The 17295-nt window shown below is 72.7% G+C and carries 14 protein-coding genes; 12 read left to right on the top strand and 2 right to left on the bottom strand.

Annotated features, from left to right (window positions below; translation table 11 throughout):
• Positions 1–384: 384 nt before the first annotated feature.
• The 8 genes from O7598_RS30565 to O7598_RS30530 all read left to right on the top strand — a co-directional run bounded on the left by O7598_RS30565 (position 385) and on the right by O7598_RS30530 (position 12885).
• Positions 385–2238: a Wzz/FepE/Etk N-terminal domain-containing protein gene (locus O7598_RS30565; RefSeq protein WP_269694626.1), complete on the top strand. Its 1854-nt coding sequence runs from the start codon at positions 385–387 to the stop codon at positions 2236–2238.
• A complete protein-coding gene (locus O7598_RS30560) occupies positions 2235–3239 on the top strand; it encodes a DUF3048 domain-containing protein (protein ID WP_269694624.1) in 1005 nt (334 codons plus the stop codon). Before O7598_RS30565 ends, O7598_RS30560 begins: the two co-directional genes overlap by 4 nt.
• Positions 3236–4723, top strand: a complete 1488-nt coding sequence (locus O7598_RS30555) for an O-antigen ligase family protein (RefSeq protein ID WP_269694623.1) — start codon at positions 3236–3238, stop codon at positions 4721–4723. The genes O7598_RS30560 and O7598_RS30555 overlap by 4 nt, the downstream gene beginning before the upstream one ends.
• Entirely contained in the window at positions 4723–5928 is a 1206-nt protein-coding gene (locus O7598_RS30550) for a hypothetical protein (protein ID WP_269694622.1), read from the top strand. The genes O7598_RS30555 and O7598_RS30550 overlap by 1 nt, the downstream gene beginning before the upstream one ends.
• Positions 5929–5945: 17 nt before the next feature.
• Positions 5946–6809 (top strand): sulfotransferase family protein, encoded by an 864-nt coding sequence (locus O7598_RS30545; protein ID WP_091061650.1) that lies wholly within the window; start codon positions 5946–5948, stop codon positions 6807–6809.
• Positions 6779–8386, top strand: a complete 1608-nt coding sequence (locus tag O7598_RS30540) for a lipopolysaccharide biosynthesis protein (RefSeq protein WP_269694620.1) — start codon at positions 6779–6781, stop codon at positions 8384–8386. Before O7598_RS30545 ends, O7598_RS30540 begins: the two co-directional genes overlap by 31 nt.
• 277 nt (positions 8387–8663) lie before the next feature.
• The gene (locus tag O7598_RS30535) at positions 8664–9614 is read left to right on the top strand and encodes a glycoside hydrolase family 26 protein (protein WP_269694619.1); all 951 of its coding nucleotides are present in this window, start codon (positions 8664–8666) and stop codon (positions 9612–9614) included.
• Between the two features lie 217 nt (positions 9615–9831).
• Positions 9832–12885, top strand: a complete 3054-nt coding sequence (locus O7598_RS30530) for a malectin domain-containing carbohydrate-binding protein (RefSeq protein ID WP_269694618.1) — start codon at positions 9832–9834, stop codon at positions 12883–12885.
• A 70-nt stretch (positions 12886–12955) separates the two neighbouring features.
• Here O7598_RS30530 and O7598_RS30525 read toward each other — a convergent pair whose 3' ends face one another.
• A complete protein-coding gene (locus O7598_RS30525) occupies positions 12956–13348 on the bottom strand; it encodes a CBS domain-containing protein (RefSeq protein WP_269694617.1) in 393 nt (130 codons plus the stop codon).
• Positions 13349–13460: 112 nt separating this feature from the next.
• Here O7598_RS30525 and O7598_RS30520 point away from each other — a divergent pair, with 112 nt between their 5' ends.
• The 4 genes from O7598_RS30520 to O7598_RS30505 all read left to right on the top strand — a co-directional run bounded on the left by O7598_RS30520 (position 13461) and on the right by O7598_RS30505 (position 16476).
• Positions 13461–13910, top strand: coding sequence for an NUDIX domain-containing protein (locus O7598_RS30520; protein WP_269694616.1), 450 nt, complete (start codon positions 13461–13463; stop codon positions 13908–13910).
• 85 nt (positions 13911–13995) lie between these two features.
• Positions 13996–14727, top strand: a complete 732-nt coding sequence (locus O7598_RS30515; RefSeq protein WP_269694615.1) for a phosphocholine cytidylyltransferase family protein — start codon at positions 13996–13998, stop codon at positions 14725–14727.
• On the top strand, positions 14715–15782 hold the full coding sequence (locus tag O7598_RS30510) for an iron-containing alcohol dehydrogenase family protein (RefSeq protein WP_269694614.1): 1068 nt from the start codon (positions 14715–14717) through the stop codon (positions 15780–15782). Before O7598_RS30515 ends, O7598_RS30510 begins: the two co-directional genes overlap by 13 nt.
• Entirely contained in the window at positions 15757–16476 is a 720-nt protein-coding gene (locus O7598_RS30505) for a CDP-alcohol phosphatidyltransferase family protein (RefSeq protein ID WP_269694612.1), read from the top strand. The genes O7598_RS30510 and O7598_RS30505 overlap by 26 nt, the downstream gene beginning before the upstream one ends.
• On the opposite strand, the gene O7598_RS30500 is transcribed toward O7598_RS30505, so the two are convergent.
• The gene (locus tag O7598_RS30500) at positions 16454–17293 is read right to left on the bottom strand and encodes a TrmH family RNA methyltransferase (RefSeq protein WP_269695040.1); all 840 of its coding nucleotides are present in this window, start codon (positions 17291–17293) and stop codon (positions 16454–16456) included. The genes O7598_RS30505 and O7598_RS30500 overlap by 23 nt on opposite strands.
• Between the last annotated feature and the right edge of the window lie 2 nt (positions 17294–17295).

Here is a 17295-nt window from a genome sequence, read left to right as displayed (position 1 = left end):
CGGCCCACCGGTCGGGTCACCTCGGGATTCCCGCCGCCGGGATCCCCCCGAGGGTGGGACCCGCCAGGTCAGTCGCGGTGCCGCCGGGGCGGTGGGCCGGGCCGACGACGTCGCGGCGGCATGTGTCAGGATTCCGTCACCGCTCCGCACGCGAGCCGGCGACGACGTCGGCTCCCGGGGGCAGGTCGGGCCCGCTGCCGGGAACCCGCCGAATGGCCAGCACCGGTCGGCCATCTCTATGCGGGCTGCCCACACCTGGGCAGGCTTACCGGAACGTGAGCAGACTTTCCCTCAACGTTCGGATCGGGGACACTCGAAGTCACGGTCAGGTCCAGCTGTGCCGTGGGACTGCCCGGCTCGGTCGAAAGGGAGCGACAGACACTCATGCCCTCACCCCATTTGGCCGAGAACGACGCCGACGGTCTTGCCCTGATGGCCTACCTGGGCTGGTTGCGCCGCCGCTGGTGGATCCTGCTGCTCGCCGCGGTCCTCGGTCTGGCCGGCGGTCTGGCGGTGAGCCAACTCCAGGAGGCGCGCTACACGTCGACCACCTCCCTGCTGGTGCGTCCGCTCAGCTCCGGGTCGGAGAACAACCCCAACACCAAGGTCAACCTCGACACCGAGGCGCAGGTGGTCCGCTCACTCGTGGTGGCGGAGCGGGCGAAGGACCTGATGAAGATCGGCACCGGCGGTGACGAGCTGGTCAAGTCGGTGACGGTGACCGTCCCGCCGAACAGCCAGATCCTCCAGGTGGCCTACGAGGCGACCAGCCCGGAGGAGGCGCAGTCGGGCTCGCACGCGTTCGCACAGGCCTACCTCGACCTGCGCAAGGCCACCGCGCAGAAGGCGCTGGAGAACGAGACCAAGGCCCTGACCCAGCAGATCGACCAGGTCAAGAAGCAGCTCAACGAGGTCGCCGGGAGAATCGCCGCGGCGCCCTCCAACTCGCCCGAGCGCCAGCGCGCCGAGGCCGACCAGAACGTGCTGACCAATCAGCTGAGCGGCCTGAACAACCGGCTCAGCCCGCTGATCTCGGCCGACATCGACCCGGGCGAGATCATCTCGGACGCCCGGCTGCCCGACCACCCCAGCTCCCCGAACCGGACCCTGAACCTGGCCAGCGGCATGGGCGCCGGCCTGCTGCTCGGCATCGTCCTGGCGTTGGTGCTGGACCGGCTGGACAACCGGGTCCGGCGCGGCCGCGACATCTCCGACCGGGTCGGCCTGCCGCTGCTCCTGGAGCTGCCGGCCCGCACCCCGTCGCTGTCCGTGCTGCCCGCCTCGCACAAGATCTCCCGGGAGCTGGGCCGGCTGCGCAACGTCCTGCTCTCCGCGGTGCCCGAGCCGGCGCAGGCCGGCCGCGGCCGCCAACTCCTGCTCTGCGACGGCTCGGCCGGCACGGCAGCCGGGTTCGTGGCCGCCAACCTGGCCGCCGCGTACGCCCGCACCGGCGCGCAGGTCGCCCTGATCACCACCAAGCCGGACTCGGCGTTGAGCAGCATCACCGGGGTGGCCGAGGGGCGGCACAGCCTCGCCTCGGTGCTCCGCCGCGACGTGCCGGCGCTCAAGGCGCTGGCTCCGGTGCCGGGGCTCGGCCAGCTCCGGGTGCTCGTGCCGGGCGACCTGGACGCGGAGGTCGAGCTGCCGGTCGCCGGCCTGCTGGAGATCCTGCGCGAGCTGACCGCGCGCTTCGACCACGTGCTGATCGAGACGGCCCAGCCCACCCACGCCGTGGAGGCGCAGGCGCTCGGCCGGTACGCGGACGCGGTGATCGTGGTCGCCGAGACGGGGCGCACCCGCAGCGTCGAGATCACCGCCGCACTCCAGCAGTTCGAGCAGGTCAACGCGCCGGTGCTCGGTGCCGTGCTGGCACCGCGGATGCCGGCCGCGCCGGCCGCCGCCGGCCGGCCGGCGACGCCGTCGGACCCCGCCAACCCGGCGGGTCCGGCAAATCAGACGAACCGGCCCAAGCCTCGACCGAGCCCCGGGCCGTCCGCCGAGTCCACCATGGTGCTGCCGCGGATGCGGCCCTCCGGCACCGGCGCCCCGGCCAAGCCGGCGACCCCCGGGCCGACGTCCGGCACGGCGTCCTCCACCCCGGTCAAGCCGCCCGCGCCGCGCAAGCCGTCGACCCCGAGCAACCCGATGCCGGTCAACGGCGGCGGCGGGACCTACCGGTCCCGGGGCGACGGCGACGGCCGCAGCTACGCCCTGGAATCCGGCGAGGACCTGGGGTGAGTCGCCGGCAGATCCTCCGCGCCGTCGTCGGGCCGCTCATGGTGGCCTGTCTCGTGACGGCGTGCCAGCCCGAACCCAAGCGGAGTGGCGTCCAGGTCGTCGAACCGGGCACCGCGCCCGCGACGACCGCGGCGAGCACCGCTCCGAGCCAGCCCCCGGCCCCGTTGACCGGGGTGCCGGCCGGCACCCCGGCGGTGGCCACCCGGCCGGCGCTCGCGGTGCCGGTGCGGGTGAGCCCGTCGACCACCCCGGCCGGGCTGGACGCGGCCGACGTGGTCTACGCCGAGTTCGCCGAGTCCGACTCCCTGCACCTGACCGCGGTGTTCCACTCCCGGGAGGCCGCCAAGGTCGGGCCGGTCACCGAGATCCGCCCGGTCGACATCCGGTCGGTCGCCGTGCTGCGTCCGTTCGTCGGCTACACCGGTGGCCCCACCGGCTTCCTGGCTCAGTTCAAGGACTCGAAGCTCGGCGGGATCACGCCCGACGACGACGACAAGGCGTTCTCCGGGGACTACACCTCGACGGCGGCGCTCTGGCGGGCGGCGCCGAAGGCCGCAGCGCCGCCGACCCCGGTGCTGGACTACGCGACGACTCCGGGCGACGCGCTGGCCGGGCGCGACCTCGCCCCGGCCCGGCAGCTCACCGTGAGCGTTCCCGGTGGTCCGCCCATGGTGTGGCGTTACGACGCGGCGAAGTCGGTGTGGACCACCCGGGTGGGCAAGGCGACCGTCGCGGCGACGTCGGTGGTGGTGCTGACGACCGAATACCGGACGCTGGACGTCCGCAAGCCGTCACCCCGCTCGCTGCCGTCCGCCAAGGTCTTCGGCCAGGGTGCCGCGATCGCCGTCTCCGGTCCGTCCGGCGCCAAGGGGACCTGGCGGAAGCCGGGCCAGGACCTGGTCTGCAACGTGGTGGACGCCGACGGCGGCCTGATGCATCCGCAGCCGGGCAACGCCTGGGTGGTCTACGTGTCGAGCACCGCCAAGGTCACGCTCGGATGAGCACCCTCGCCCCGAACGAACCGACCCACGGATTCGCGCCGGCGCCGCCGACGGGCTCCCCGGCGGCGGGCGCCGTCCCGGCCCGGACGCCGGTCCGACCGACGGCTCCGTCGTTCCGACTGTCGCCGTCCTGGCCGCTGAGCGCGGCGTTCGTGCTCTACCCGGTCGCCTGGATGCTCGGGGTGTCCACCTTCATCTTCGTCGTGCTGGCCGTGCCGATGGCCGTGCAACTGCGCCGCCGGGGTTCCGTCCAGGTGCCGCCGGGCTTCGGCATCTGGCTGGTCCTGCTGCTCTGGATCTTCCTCTCCGTGGTGATGCTCGGCCTCCGGGCACCCAACACGCTGCCGCCCTCCGGCGGCGGCCGGTACCTCGGCTGGGGCATCTGGCTGGCCAACTACGTGGCCCTCACCGTGGTCATGCTCTACGTGCTGAACCTGCGCGAGCGGGAGCTGTCGCAGCGTCGGGTGATCCGGCTCTTCGGCTTCATGGGCGTGGTCACGGTGATCGGCGGCTACCTCGGCTCGCTGCTGCCGTCCGTCGGCTTCGTAGCGCCGCTCAACTACCTGCTGCCGCCCGCCATCGCCAACCAGCCCTACGTCGCCTCGCTGATGGACGTGCGGTTCGCCCAGGTGCAGCAGGTGCTGGCCGGCGAGAGCGAGTCGCCGCGCCCCTCGGCCCCGTTCGAGTACACCAACTCGTGGGGCGAGAACATCGCGATCCTGCTGATCTGGCTGATCGTCGGCTGGGTCGTGCTGGGCGGGCCGGTGCGGCGCCTGCTCGGCATCGCGATCGCGCTGGCCGCGATCTTCCCGATCGTCTACTCGCTCAACCGCGGGCTCTGGGTCGGCCTCTGCATCGCCGCGGTCTACGTCGCCATCCGGCTCGCCCTCCGCGGCCGGATGGTGGTGCTCGGCGGGCTCGCCCTGGCGGTCGGGTTGATCGGCGTGCTGGTCGTCGCCACCCCGCTCGGCCGCACCTTCGACGAACGGCTGCAGAACGGGCACAGCGACGACATCCGGGCCACGCTCTCCGCGGGCGCGGTCACCGCGGCCAACCACTCGCCGGTCCTCGGCTACGGCGGCAACCGGGCGCTGATCGGCAGCAACCGGTCCATCGCCATCGGCAAGTCGGAGGACTGCAAGCAGTGCGGCAACCGGGAGCTGGGCAGCAACGGCCAGCTCTGGGCGCTGCTCATCGGCCAGGGGTGGGTCGGCGCGCTGGCCTACAACGGCTTCTTCCTCTACTGCCTCTGGCGTTACCGGCGCGACCACAGCGCGATCGGCATCGCCGGCACGCTCGTCATCATCCTCATGCTCTTCTTCCAGTTCACCTACGGGGCGCTGGAAGCCACCCTCGCCTACGCCCTGATCTCGGTCGCCCTGCTGGCCCGCAACGACCGGCTGCGCCGGGCGCTCGCGCCGACGCCGCCCAAGGGCACGATCGCCGGGCTACGGGCCCGACTGGAAGCAGCCGGTGACCGCTGATGGTGTTCCGCGTACCTCCGGACGGCGACGGCCGCTCCGCCTACCTCGGTGAGCTGGCCGGCCTGATCTGGCCCGAGCCGGCCGAGCCCGCCCTGCGCCGGGGCGGCCCCGGCTGGGTGGTGGTGCCCTCGGCCGCCCGTCCCCGGCTGCTGGTGCCCACCGGCTCCGGCCGGGCCGCCGCCGGCGCCGTGCGGCACTCCACCGAGGCGGTCGGCCGCAAGGCCAGGCTGGTCCGGCAGGGGCTGGCCACCGCGTTCCGACTCGGGCTGGGGCCGGTGGTGTTCCGCGACCGGCTGGTGGTGGACGGCGGCGGGCTGGACGCCTACCTGACCGAGGTGCTCGGCGAACCGGCGCTGGTCAGCCTGCACATCGGGCCGGCCCGGGCCAACCGCAAGCCGGTGCTGCAGCTGCTCGCGCCGGACGGCCGGGCCCTGGGCTACGCGAAGCTCGGCGTCGACCCGCTGACCCGGGCCCTGGTCGACGCCGAGGCCGCCGCGTTGCGCCGGCTCGCAGGCGTGCCGCTCGGCCCGGTCGTGCTGGCCGGGGTACGCCACCACGGCGACTGGCACGGGCACGCGTTGCTAGTGCAGGAGGCGCTCCCGGTGCGGTTGCCCCGGGCCACCCCGGCCGTCGCGGCGGAGGCGGAACGGGCCGCCATGGTCGCGGTCGCCGGCTGCCTCGGCGTACACCGGGGGTCGTGGGCGGGCAGCGGGCACGCGGCCCGGCTGGCCGGCGCGGTGGACGAGTTGGGTGACCGGCCGGAGGCCGGGCGGTTGCGCGCGGTGCTCGCCTCGGTCGCGGACGCCGACCCGGTGGTGGCGTTCGGCGCCTGGCACGGGGACTGGAACGGCGGAAACAGCGCGGTGCTGGCCGACGGCCGGGTCCTGGTCTGGGACTGGGAGCGGTTCGAAGCCGACGTGCCGGCCGGTTACGACGCGCTGCACCTGGCGGTGCAGGGCGCGATGAGCCACGACGGGGTGGAGCCGCTGGCGGCCGCCCGGGCGTTGATCGCCGGCGCGGACCGGACGCTCGCGCCGTTCGACCAGGGCGGCGGGGGCGCCGACCTGGTCGCCGTGCTCTACCTGGTGGAGCTGGCGACGCGTTATCTGCGGGACCGGCAGGCCGAGGCGGGTGCGCGACTGGGGCACGTCGACACCTGGCTGCTGCCTGCCGTCGAGGAGCACCTGGCCCGCCGGGCCCGGTGAGAGTGAGGAGTGGGGACGTGACGGTGGCCAGGGAGCAGGCGCTCCGCGCGGTGAAGTCGGTGAGTCGGACGGTCGGTCGGTTGACCGCGGGCTCACGGATGGTGCCGGGATTCCTGATCGTGGGGGCGCAGCGCTGCGGCACCACCTCGCTGTTCAAGACGCTCTCGCAGCACCCCGGGGTGCTGCCGCCCGCCTACCACAAGGGCGTGCACTACTTCGACATGTCCTACCACCGGGGGATGAGCTGGTATCTCGGCCACTTCCCCACCACGAGCAAGGCCGACGCGGTGAAGGAGCAGCTCGGCGTACGCGGGATCACCGGCGAGTCGAGCCCCTACTACATGTTCCACCCGCTGGCCGGGCAGCGGATCGCCAAGGACCTGCCGTCGGTGAAGCTGCTGGTGCTGCTGCGCGACCCGGTGGAGCGGGCCTACTCGGCGCACTCGCACGAGCTGGCCCGGGGCTTCGAGACCGAGGCGGACTTCGAGCGGGCACTGGCGCTGGAGGAGCAGCGGACGGCCGGCCAGCGGGAGCGGATGACCGCCGACCCGTCGTACGCCAGCGAGCACTTCCAGCACAACGCCTACCTGGCCCGGGGTCGTTACATCGAGCAGGTGGAGCGGTTGGAGGCGCTTGTCGGCCGGGACCGGCTGCACGTCATCGACAGCGACGACTTCTTCGCCGACCCGCGCCCGTCCTTCGACGCGGTCTGCGACTTCCTGGAGCTGCCCCGCTGGGCGGACATCGCCTTCGGCAAGCACAACTCGCGGTCCCGCTCGCCGATGTCGGCCGAGCTGCGGGCCCGGCTGGAGGACCACTTCGCCCCGTACGACGAGCGGCTGGCCACCTGGTGGGGACGCGTGCCGTCGTGGCGGCGGTGACCCGGCCGGACGCCGGGGGGGTCGAGACCGCGGAGGCGCCGGCCGGCGGCGGCGGGTCCGGCGCGGGTCTCGGCGGCGCCGCACGTCAGGGCTTCGCCAACCTGGTCGGGGTCGGGCTGGCCGCGGTGGCCGGTTTCGGCCTGAACATCGTCATCACCCGCGGCTGGTCGGTCCGTGAGGCGGGCATGTTCTTCGCCGCCACCAGCGCGTTCATGATCGCCGCGTCGGCGGCCCGGCTCGGCACCGACGTGGGGACCATCTACTTCGTCAGCCGGCACCGGACGCTCGACCGACGCGACCGGATCCGCGGCACGATCGCGGTGGGTCTCGTGCCGGTGCTGGTCGTCGGGGCGCTGCTCGCGGTGGCCGGCTGGCTGGCCGCCCCCGCGTTGGCGCGGCTCACCATGCCGGAGGCGGGCCCCGGCGCGGTGACCGCGCTGCGGGTGCTGCTGGCGTTCGTGCCGCTCGCCGCGCTCAACGACTACGCCGTCGCCGCCTGCCAGGGCTTCGGCCAGATGCGCCCGCTGCTGACCGTGGAACGGCTCGGCCGGACCCTGGTGCAGTTCGTCGCGGTCGCCGTGGCGGCCTGGCTCGGCCTCTCCGCCACCAGCGCGTTGCCGCTGGCGTGGGCGCTGCCCTACCTGTTCGCGGCCGCCGCCGGCCTGCTCTGGCTCCGCCGGCTCGTGCGCCGGGCGGAGCGCGACGTGCCGAGGCCGGTGCCGGCGGCCGAGCAGATCGGCCCGTTCTGGCGGTTCACCGGGCCCCGCGCGCTGAGCACGCTGGCCGCGATCGTCGTGCAGCGGCTCGACATCGTGCTGCTCAGCGCGTTGCGCGGGCCGGCCGACGCGGCCCTCTACACCGCCGCCACCCGGTTCCTGGCCCTCGGCCAGCTCGCCGGGACGGCGTTGGGCAGCTCGGTGCAGCACCGCATGGCGGCGGCCTTCGCGCGCGCCGACCACGACGAGGCGCGTCAGCTCTACCAGGTGGCCACCGGTTGGCTGGTGCTGTTGTCCTGGCCGATCTATCTGGGTTTCGCCGCCTTCGCCACGCCGATGCTGGCCCTGTTCGGCTCGGGTTACGGCGCCGGCAAGTCCGTGGTGGTGCTGCTCTCGCTGGTCATGCTGGTGGCCACCGGGTGCGGCATGGTGGACGTGGTGCTCAACATGGCCGGCCGCACCGCGTGGACCTTCTACAACGCGATGGCCGCCACGGTCCTCAACGTGGTGCTCAACCTCGTGCTGATCCCACGCCACGGCATCGTCGGCGCGGCGCTGGCCTGGACCGGCGCCATCCTGGTGAACAACCTGGTGCCGCTGGCGCAGCTCTGGTGGTCCCTGCGGCTGCACCCGTTCGGGCGCGGCAGCCGGGTCGCCATGACGCTGGGCCTCACCTGCTTCGGCCTGCCGCTGGGGGTGGCCGTCCTGTTCGGCGCCGCACCACTGGTGCTCGTCGCGGTGACGCTGGCCGGTGGCGCCGCCTACGTGGCGGCGGCCTGGCGCTGGCGGGGCACGCTGCACCTCGACGCGCTCCGCAGCCTGCGGCGTGGGGGCGGTGCGGGAACGGCCGCCCGGGCCTGACCCGCCGGCGTCCGCGCGGTCCGTCGAGGACTCGGGGTCCGGCGGACAGGACTCAGCACGGGTAGAGTGCCAAGGGTCGCCTGCCCGCCCGGCTGGCCGTCGCCTCGGGGAGGTCCGCCAGGGCTGCATTCGTCGGCCGGCGACATCCTGGGGAGAGGTTGCGGTGGTGCTACGGGTGCGGCGTGCGTTGGCGTCTCTGTCCATTCTGGTCTGCCTGGTTCCGGCGGTGGTGGCCTGCGACTCCGGGTCGGGCCGACCGTCCGGGCAGGCGTCCTTCGTGCCTCCGCCCCCGTCGGTGGCGCCCCGGACCGATCCGGTGCGCACCACCGGCCGCGGGCCGGAACCCCCGGAGAAGGGCGCCTGGCTCGGCGCCTGGGTCCAGCCGGAGTTCCACAACCCGGCCGGACGGGCGACCGCGTTCGAGGCGTTCGACCAGGCGGCCGGCGGCAAGCTCACCGTGGCCCACATGTTCCACGAGTGGAACAAGCCCTTCCCGGGCGACACGCAGACCGCGTTCAACGCGATGGGCAAGCTCCAGATGATCTCGTGGAGCGGCACCGACACCCGGTCGACGGTCAGCGGCGTCTACGACCCGCTGATCCGGCAACGGGCCGAGAACGTGAAGGAGTTCGGCATCCCGGTGCTGCTGCGCTACCGCTGGGAGATGGACCGGCCGAACCTGCGCGCCAGCGTCCACTCGCCGGAGGACTACATCGCCGCCTGGAAGCACATCCGGGCCATCTTCACCGAGGTCGGCGCCACCAACGCGGCCTGGGTCTGGTGCCCGCACGCCGACGGCTTCGCCAACCCGGAGCGCGACGCCGCGGCCTACTACCCCGGCGACGACCAGGTCGACTGGCTCTGCGCGGACGTCTATCCGGGCACCGAATGGGTGAGCTTCGCGGAGCGGATGGACCACTTCATGGCGTTCGCCAGCAAGCACCCCCGGCCGGTGGTGATCGGCGAGTTCGGCCCGACCGAGAAGGGCCGGCCCGGCCAGCGGGCCGACTGGCTGCGCGGGGTCCGCGGCTACCTGAAGGAGCACCCGCAGATCAAGGCCGCGATGTACTTCTCCGGCCGGGACACGAAACCGGTGTACGACACCACCTTCGACGACGACCCGGAGAGCGCGGCGGTGTTCCGCGAGTTGGCCACCGATCCCTACTTCTCCCCACCGCTGCCGAACCTCAGTCCCACCTCCGCGCCACCGTCCAAATCCACTGAGTGATCTTTCCTCGTCTTTTCGTTCGACCCGAGCCCTTTCCTCGGCCAAAAAGGCCGGTCCCGGGTGGACGCGCGGTGGCCGAATGCGAGAAGGTGTTTTCCTCACGTCTGCGGTCGGTCGCGTGCGACCTCACCTCACGTCGCCACCGGCCACGATCGCAGCGCCTCCGACGTTCCCCCCGGAGCAGCCTGTGCCTTCCTCGTTCCTGAGACACCGCTCGGTGTCCGCCTTCGGCGCCGCCGTGCTCGGCATCGCCGCACTGTTCACCCCGGTCCCGGCCCTCGCCGCACCCGCGGCCTTGGTCGCGCCCGACCACAGCACCCTGGTCAGCGAGCTGACCACGGACAAGACGCCGAACATCAACGACGGCAACGTGCTGGCCATCTACGACGCCGGCAGCAAGGTGATCGTCGGCGGCTCCTTCACCAACGCGCAGAACCGCGGCTCGTCGCCGACGCCCGTCGACCGGCGGGCGATCCTCGCCTTCGACAAGGCCACCGGCAAGATCGACAACGCGTTCGTGCCGCTGCTCGACGGCGACGTCAACGCCCTGATCGCCGGGCCCACCCCGGGCACCGTCTACGTCGCCGGCAGGTTCAACAAGGTCGGCGACAAGAGCATGCGCAAGCTGGCGCTGCTGAACGTCGAGGACGGCAGCCTGGTCGACGGGTTCAAGAACCCCGCGTTCGACGGCGCGGTCAGCGACGTCCTCCTGGTCGGCGACCACCTGCTGGTGGGTGGCAACTTCACCTCGACCAACGGGGCCACCCGCAACGGCCTGGTGTCGCTGGACCCGACCACGGGCGCGGTGGACGACTACCTGACCGTGGCGCTCACCGAGCACCACAACTGGACGCCGACCAACGGTGGCGCGTCGGCCGCCGTGGGCACCGAGAAGATGGCCGTCTCCCCGGACGGCAAGCACCTGGTGGTGATCGGCAACTTCAAGAAGGCGGACGGCGCCGTCCACGACCAGATCGTGCGGATCGACCTGGGCGCGAGTTCCGCCAAGGTCGCCGACTGGAACACCGACGGCTACGCCGGCGCCTGCAAGTACAGCGCGTTCGACTCGTGGGTCCGCGACGTGCAGTTCTCGCCGGACAGCAAGTACTTCGTCGTGGTGAGCACCGGCGCGTCCTACCCGGGCACGCTCTGCGACTCGGCGGCCCGCTGGGAGACCGACGCCACCGGAGCCGGCCAGAAGCCGACCTGGACCAACTTCAGCGGCGGCGACACCTTCCTCTCCGTCGGCATCAGCGAGAAGGCCATCTACGTCGGCGGCCACTTCCGCTGGTCCAACAACCCGCTGGCGCGTGACAAGGCCGGCCCCGGCGCGGTGCCGCGGGCCAGCATCGCGGCCCTCGACCCGCTGAGTGGCCTGCCGCTGGCCTGGAACCCGGGCCGCAACCCGCGCGGCTACGGCGTCACCGAGATGCTGGTGACTCCGCAGGGCCTCTGGCTCGGCAGCGACCAGGAGTGGATCGGCAACTACGAGTACCAGCGGAAGCGGCTCGCCTTCTTCCCGCTGACCGGCGGCGACGCCCCGCACTCGACCAGCACGAAGGGCCTGCCCGGCGACGTCTACCAGGCCGGTCGGGCGGCGCAGACCGAGGTGCTCTACCGGGTCAACGCGGGTGGCCCGGCCATCCCGGCGACCGACGGCGGCCCGGACTGGTCGGCCGACACCGACGCCACGCCCAGCCCGTACCACAACGGCGGTAACAGCGCGAAGTCGTACCCGACCAACGCGACGTTCGACGCGACCGTGCCGACCAGCACCCCGGCCACCCTGTTCAACACCGAGCGGTGGGACCAGGCGACCGCGCCCGACATGCAGTGGGACATCCCGGTCGCGGCCGGCACCCGGGTGAACGTCCGGATCTACCTGGCCAACCGGTACGCCGGCACCGCCGCCCCGGGCAAGCGGAAGCTCGACGTCAGCATCGACGGCGTGCTCAAGATGAACGACTTCGACCCGGTGGCCGTCGCCGGCGGCACCGACCGCGGCACCATGCAGTCCTTCTCCGTGGTCAGCGACGGTGTGGTCGACATCGACTTCGGTCGGGTCCTGGAGAACCCGCTGGTCCAGGGCATCGAGATCGTCAAGACCGCGCCGACGCCGGACGCCTCGGACGTGCTCTACCGGGTCAACGCCGGCGGCGAGGAGCTGGCCGCGCCGAGCGGCCCGGCCTGGGCCGCCGACACCCTCACCGCGCCGATCTCCTACCACAACGCCGGCAACACGGTCTCGACGTACCCGACGGAGGCGGCGCTCGACGCCACCGTCCCGGCCGGCACCCCGGCGACGCTGTTCCGGAGCGAGCGGTGGGACCAGTCGCCCGCCCCGGACATGCAGTGGGACTTCCCGGTCCCGGCCGGCACGCCGGTGCAGGTGCGGCTCTACCTGGCCAACCGGTACGCCGGCACCGCCACCGCGGGCAAGCGCAAGTTCAACGTCAGCATCGACGGCGTGCAGAAGCTGAGCAACTTCGACCCGGTGGCCGCAATCGGCGCCACCAACAAGGGCAGCATGCGGGCCTTCGCGGTGACCAGCGACGGCAACGTCGACATCGACTTCGGTCGGGTCCTGGAGAACCCGCTGGTGCAGGGCATCGAGATCGTCAAGCTGCCGCCGGTGCCGCCGGCCACCACGGTCGACAGCATCACCAAGCGGTCGTACGACGGCGCGACCGGCGTCGGCAACGCGATGTCGGTGCCCAACTCGGACGACACCCGCTGGTCGGAGGTCAAGGGCGCGTTCTGGGTCGGCGGCGACCTGTTCTACGGCGTCGGCGGCGACCTCCACAAGCGGTCGTTCGACGGCTCCGAGTTCGGCGCCGCCAAGAAGGTCGACCCCTACCACGACGCGAAGTGGGACAAGATCCTCACCGGCTCCGCGCCGGAGGGGCAGACCTACGCGGGCATGACGGTCAACTTCTCGGCCGAGCTGCCCAACGTGACCGCGATGTTCTACAAGAGCGGGCGGGTCTACTACACGCTGGCCGGCCAGAGCGCGCTGTTCTGGCGCGGCTTCGCACCGGACACCGGCACCGTCGGCGCCGAGCGGGCCACGGTCACCGGCACCACCGGCTTCGCCGACGCGGCCGGCCTGTTCCTCGACGGCGACAAGCTCTACGTCGTCTCCCGGAGCACCGGCAACCTGTCCTCGATGGACTGGGCCGACGGCGCGCCGACCGGCTCCGCCACGTTGCGCAGCGGCCCCGGCGTCGACGACGTGGACTGGCGCGGCACCGCGGTCTTCGTCGGCCCCTGACCGGGCGGGCACGACCGAGAAACACCGCACGACGATGGCCCGGCCGGTATCGGCCGGGCCATCGCCCTTCTCAGGCCCGGGTCGGGGCGTGCTCCCGCGCCCAGACCCGCATCAGGTCACGCACCGAGATGACCCCGGCCACTTCCCGGCCGTCGAGCACCACCAGGTGGCGGAACCCGCCGCGGGCCATCGCCGCGGCCGCCTCCTCCACCGTCCAGTCCGGGCCGGCGTAGACGACGTCCCAGGTCAGGTGGGCGCCGGTGCGCTCGACGTCCGGGTCGAGCCCGGCGCCGATCGCCTTCAGCACGTCGCGTTCGGTCATGATCCCGACCCCCTCGGAGTCCGGGTCGATCACGACCGCCGACCCGACACCGCGGGCCGACATCATCCGGGCCGCCTGGCGGAGCGTGTGCTCCGGGCCGACCACGAGTACCTCGCTGGACATCGCTTCCCGAACCTGCATCACACATCACTCCTGTGGGACGGCGACTGGTTACGGACATGGTGGGCCATCGATGCGTACCGGGACAAGAACGGGCATCGCCGGGCGCGGCGTGGATGGCTACTGTCGGAGGGTGTCCACCGAGCCCCTCCGCTGTGCCGGCGCGCTGATCGTCGACGACGACGGCCGCATCTTCGTCCAGCGCCGCTCTCCCGAGCGGCGGCTCTTCCCCAACTGCTGGGACATCGCCGGCGGCCACCTCGAACCGGGTGAGGAGATCGACGACGCGCTGCGCCGGGAGGTCGCCGAGGAGACCGGCTGGAGCGTCTCGCACGTGCTCGGCCTGGTCGGCGAATACCGCTACACCGGCGACGACGGGCTGGAGCGGGTGGAGACCGACTTCCTGGTCCGGGTGGACGGCGACCTGAGCCGCCCCCGGCTGGCACCGGCCGAGCACACCGAGTTCCGCTGGCTGGCCGAGCGGGACGTGGCCCTGCTCGACGAGCACCGGGACGTGAACGACGGGCTGCTCCGGCGGATCGTGGCGGACGGCTTCGCCGCGCTGCGGTCGATCGGGCTGTAGGGCGATCACGGGCTGAACCGCGGCCGCCGAGTCGCCGACGATATCCTCGCCTCGTGGAATCGGTCGAGAAGAGGAGCGTGTCGGCATGATCGGGATGGTGCTCGCCGCGGGTGCGGGGCGCCGGCTGCGGCCGTACACGGACACCCTGCCCAAGGCCCTGGTGCCGGTCGACGGGGAGATCACCATCCTCGACATCGCGCTGCGCAACCTCGCCGAGGTGGGGCTGACCGAGGTGGTGATCGTGGTCGGCTACGCGGCCGACGCGGTCCGGCAGCGCCAGGCCGAGCTGGCGGAGAAGTACGGCGTCACGATCACCCTGGTCGACAACGACAAGGCCGAGGAGTGGAACAACGCCTACTCCCTCTGGCTGGCCCGGGAGCACTTCGCCAAGGGCGTGCTCCTGGTCAACGGCGACACGGTGCACCCGGTGAGCGTGGAGAAGACGTTGCTGGCCGAACGCGGGCCGGGCATCCTGCTGGCGGTCGACACGCTCAAGCCGCTGGCCGAGGAGGAGATGAAGACCACCTTCGACGCCGCCGGCCAGCTCACCCGGATCACCAAGCTGATGGACCCGGGCGACGCGTACGGCGAGTACATCGGCGCGACGCTGATCGAGCCGCAGGTGGCCGACGCGCTCGCCGACGCGCTGGAGGCGACCTGGCGACGCGACCCGAACCTCTACTACGAGGACGGCTACCAGGAGTTCGCCGACCGGGGCGGGGAGGTGCGGGCGGCGCCGATCGGGGACGTCTCCTGGGTCGAGGTCGACAACCACGAGGACCTGGCCCGGGCGCGGGAGATCGCGTGCCGCTACTAGCCCGTAGCGTGCTCACCCCGCTGCACATCGACGTGCGGCGGGGCGCGGTGGCCGACCTGGCGGCGATCCTCTCCGACGGCCGGATCTCGTCCGGCGGTGACGTGGCGGTGGTGGTCGGGCCGGGGCAGGGCGAGAAGATCGCCGAGCTGCTCCGGCCGTCGCTGCGGTCGGCGGACGTGTTCACGGTTTCCGGCGGCACCCTGGACGCGGCCGACGAGCTGGGTGGCAAGCTGCGCGCCCGGTCCTACGACGCGGTGGTCGGCATCGGCGGCGGCAAGACCATCGACGTGGCGAAGTACGCGGCCACCCGACGCGGGCTGCCGATGGTGACGGTGGCGACCGCGCTCGCGAACGACGGCATCGCGTCCCCGGTGGCCAGCCTGATCACCGAGGGCCTGAAGGGCTCCTACGGGGTGCACATCCCGATCGCGGTGATCGTCGACCTGGACTTCGTGGAGGCCGGGCCGGAGCGGCACAACCGGGCCGGCATCGGAGACGTGGTCAGCAACATCAGCGCGTTGGCCGACTGGGAGCTGGCCCGGCAGGTGCGCGGCGAGCCGGTCGACGGGCTGGCCGCCTCGCTGGCCCGGGCCGGCGCGGAGGCGGTGCTCAACCATCCGGGCGACATGGCCGATGACGCGTTCGTCACGGTGCTGGCCGAGGCGTTGATCTCCAGCGGCCTGGCGATGGCGGTCTGCGGCACCAGCCGTCCGTCGAGCGGCGGCTGCCACGAGATCATGCACGCGGTCGACGCGCTCTTCCCCGGCACCGCCTCGCACGGCGAGCTGGCCGGGCTCGGCGCGTTGTTCTGCACGTTCCTGCGCGGCGACGAGCGCCGGTTCGCCGAGATGTCGGCCTGCCTGGCCCGGCACGGGTTGCCCCGGCTGCCGGCCGAGGTGGGGTTGACCGACGACCGGTTCGTCGAGGCGGTGCAGTTCGCGCCGGCCACCCGGCCGGACCGCTACACCATCCTCGAACACCTGGCGATGTCGGCTTCCGAGACCCGGGAGCAGCTGGCAGACTACGCCGGTGCCCTCCGCGACCACCTTGGCTGAGCCCCGTCCCACCGTCGCCGACTTCCACCGGGTCAACCGGGGTGGCGGCCTGTTCAGCGAGTCGATCAGCCAGTGGATCGGGGCGGCGTTCGCGCTCGTCGCCCAGCGTCTGGGGCTGCGGCCGACCGCGCTGACCCTGGCCAACCTGGTGCTGGGTCTGGCCGCCTCGGTGACCGTGGTGGCGCTCGCCGACGAGGTGGCCGCCGGCACCGTCGGAGCCTGGGTGGTCGGTTTGGTCGCGCTCGTCGGCTGGCAGATCGCGTACGCGCTGGACTGCGCCGACGGGCAGCTCGCCCGGGTGACCGGCCAGGGCAGCGCGGCCGGCGCCCGGATCGACGTGCTCTGCGACGTGGCCGCCCAGATCGCGCTGGTGACCGCGATCGGCGCGGTGGCGGTGGCGCAGCGCCCGTCGACGCCGGTCTGGCTGGTGGCGGTCTTCGCCGGCACCTGGATGGTCAACCTGGTGACGTCGGTGATGCAGGCCGGCCCGAACGCGGCCAGCATGGTCACCTCGACGTCGCTCCCGGTCCGGCTGGTGAAGCTGGTCCGCGACTACGGCGCGGTGATCTTCGTGGCCGGGCTGGTGCTGGTGTTCGCGCCGGCGTTGGCGTTCTGGCTGATGGTGGCGTTCACGGTCGTGAACGGCGGGTTCCTGCTCGCCAGCATCGCCTTCACCGCGCGCGCCGCGCTGTAAGGCGGGGGCCCCTCTCGTTGCGCTGACGCGCCGATTCGTAGAGCACGACGGTCGCGGCGGCCGCCGCGTTCAGGGAGCTGGCGGTCCCGGTCATCGGGACCCGGACGAGCTGGTCGCAGGCCTGACGCCAGCCGACGCTGAGACCGGTGGTCTCGTTGCCGATCAGGGTCAGCGTGGGTTGCGTGAAGTCGTACTCGGCGACATCCACCGCGCCGTTCTCGTCGGCGCCCACGACGCCGACGCCGACGCCGCCGGCGCGCACGGCGGCGACCCAGGACAGCACGGCCTGAGGTGCGGGCGCCCGGACCACGGGCAGCGCGAACAGTGAGCCGGTGCTGGCCCGCACCGCCTTCGGGTCGTACACATCGGCGGCATGGCCGGTGACGATGACGCCGGACGCGCCGAGGGCGTCCGCGGACCGGATGAGCGTCCCGATGTTGCCGGGGCTCGTGGGCCGGTCGAACACGACGGTGTTCATGGTCGGCCCGACCGGGATGCGGGACAGGTCGTCCTCCCGCATCGCCACCACGGCCAGCAGCTCCGGAACCGTGTCCGCCTTGCCGCCCAGCTCGTGCATCAGATCATGGGAGACCGCGAACCTCTCGGCCCGGACGGTGTCCAGGGTCTCGCGTGCCCAGCCGGAGAGCGGGACGTCGGCATCGTGGAGCAGCTCCCGGACCTGCCAGCCGTGTTCGACGGCCATGGCGATCGGGCGTACGCCCTGGACGAGGAACTCGCCCCGGCGCTGCCGCTTGGCCCGATTGCGGAGCAGGGCCGTCCACTGCTGGAACCGGGCATTGCGGCCACTCACCCGCACCC

The organism is Micromonospora sp. WMMC241, assembly GCF_027460165.1.
Classification (GTDB): Bacteria; Actinomycetota; Actinomycetes; order Mycobacteriales; family Micromonosporaceae; genus Micromonospora; species Micromonospora humi.
Note: the sequence above shows the minus strand (reverse complement) of the source record. Positions and strands in the feature narration are given on the sequence as shown.

Bases quoted from the DNA above. Each gene is read 5' to 3' on its own strand.
- O7598_RS30565 (WP_269694626.1), top strand. From the start codon at position 385: ATGCCCTCACCCCATTTGGCCGAGAACGACGCCGACGGTCTTGCCCTG.
- O7598_RS30555 (WP_269694623.1), top strand. From the start codon at position 3,236: ATGAGCACCCTCGCCCCGAACGAACCGACCCACGGATTCGCGCCGGCG.
- O7598_RS30550 (WP_269694622.1), top strand. From the start codon at position 4,723: ATGGTGTTCCGCGTACCTCCGGACGGCGACGGCCGCTCCGCCTACCTC.
- O7598_RS30525 (WP_269694617.1), bottom strand. From the start codon at position 13,348: ATGCAGGTTCGGGAAGCGATGTCCAGCGAGGTACTCGTGGTCGGCCCG.
- O7598_RS30515 (WP_269694615.1), top strand. From the start codon at position 13,996: ATGATCGGGATGGTGCTCGCCGCGGGTGCGGGGCGCCGGCTGCGGCCG.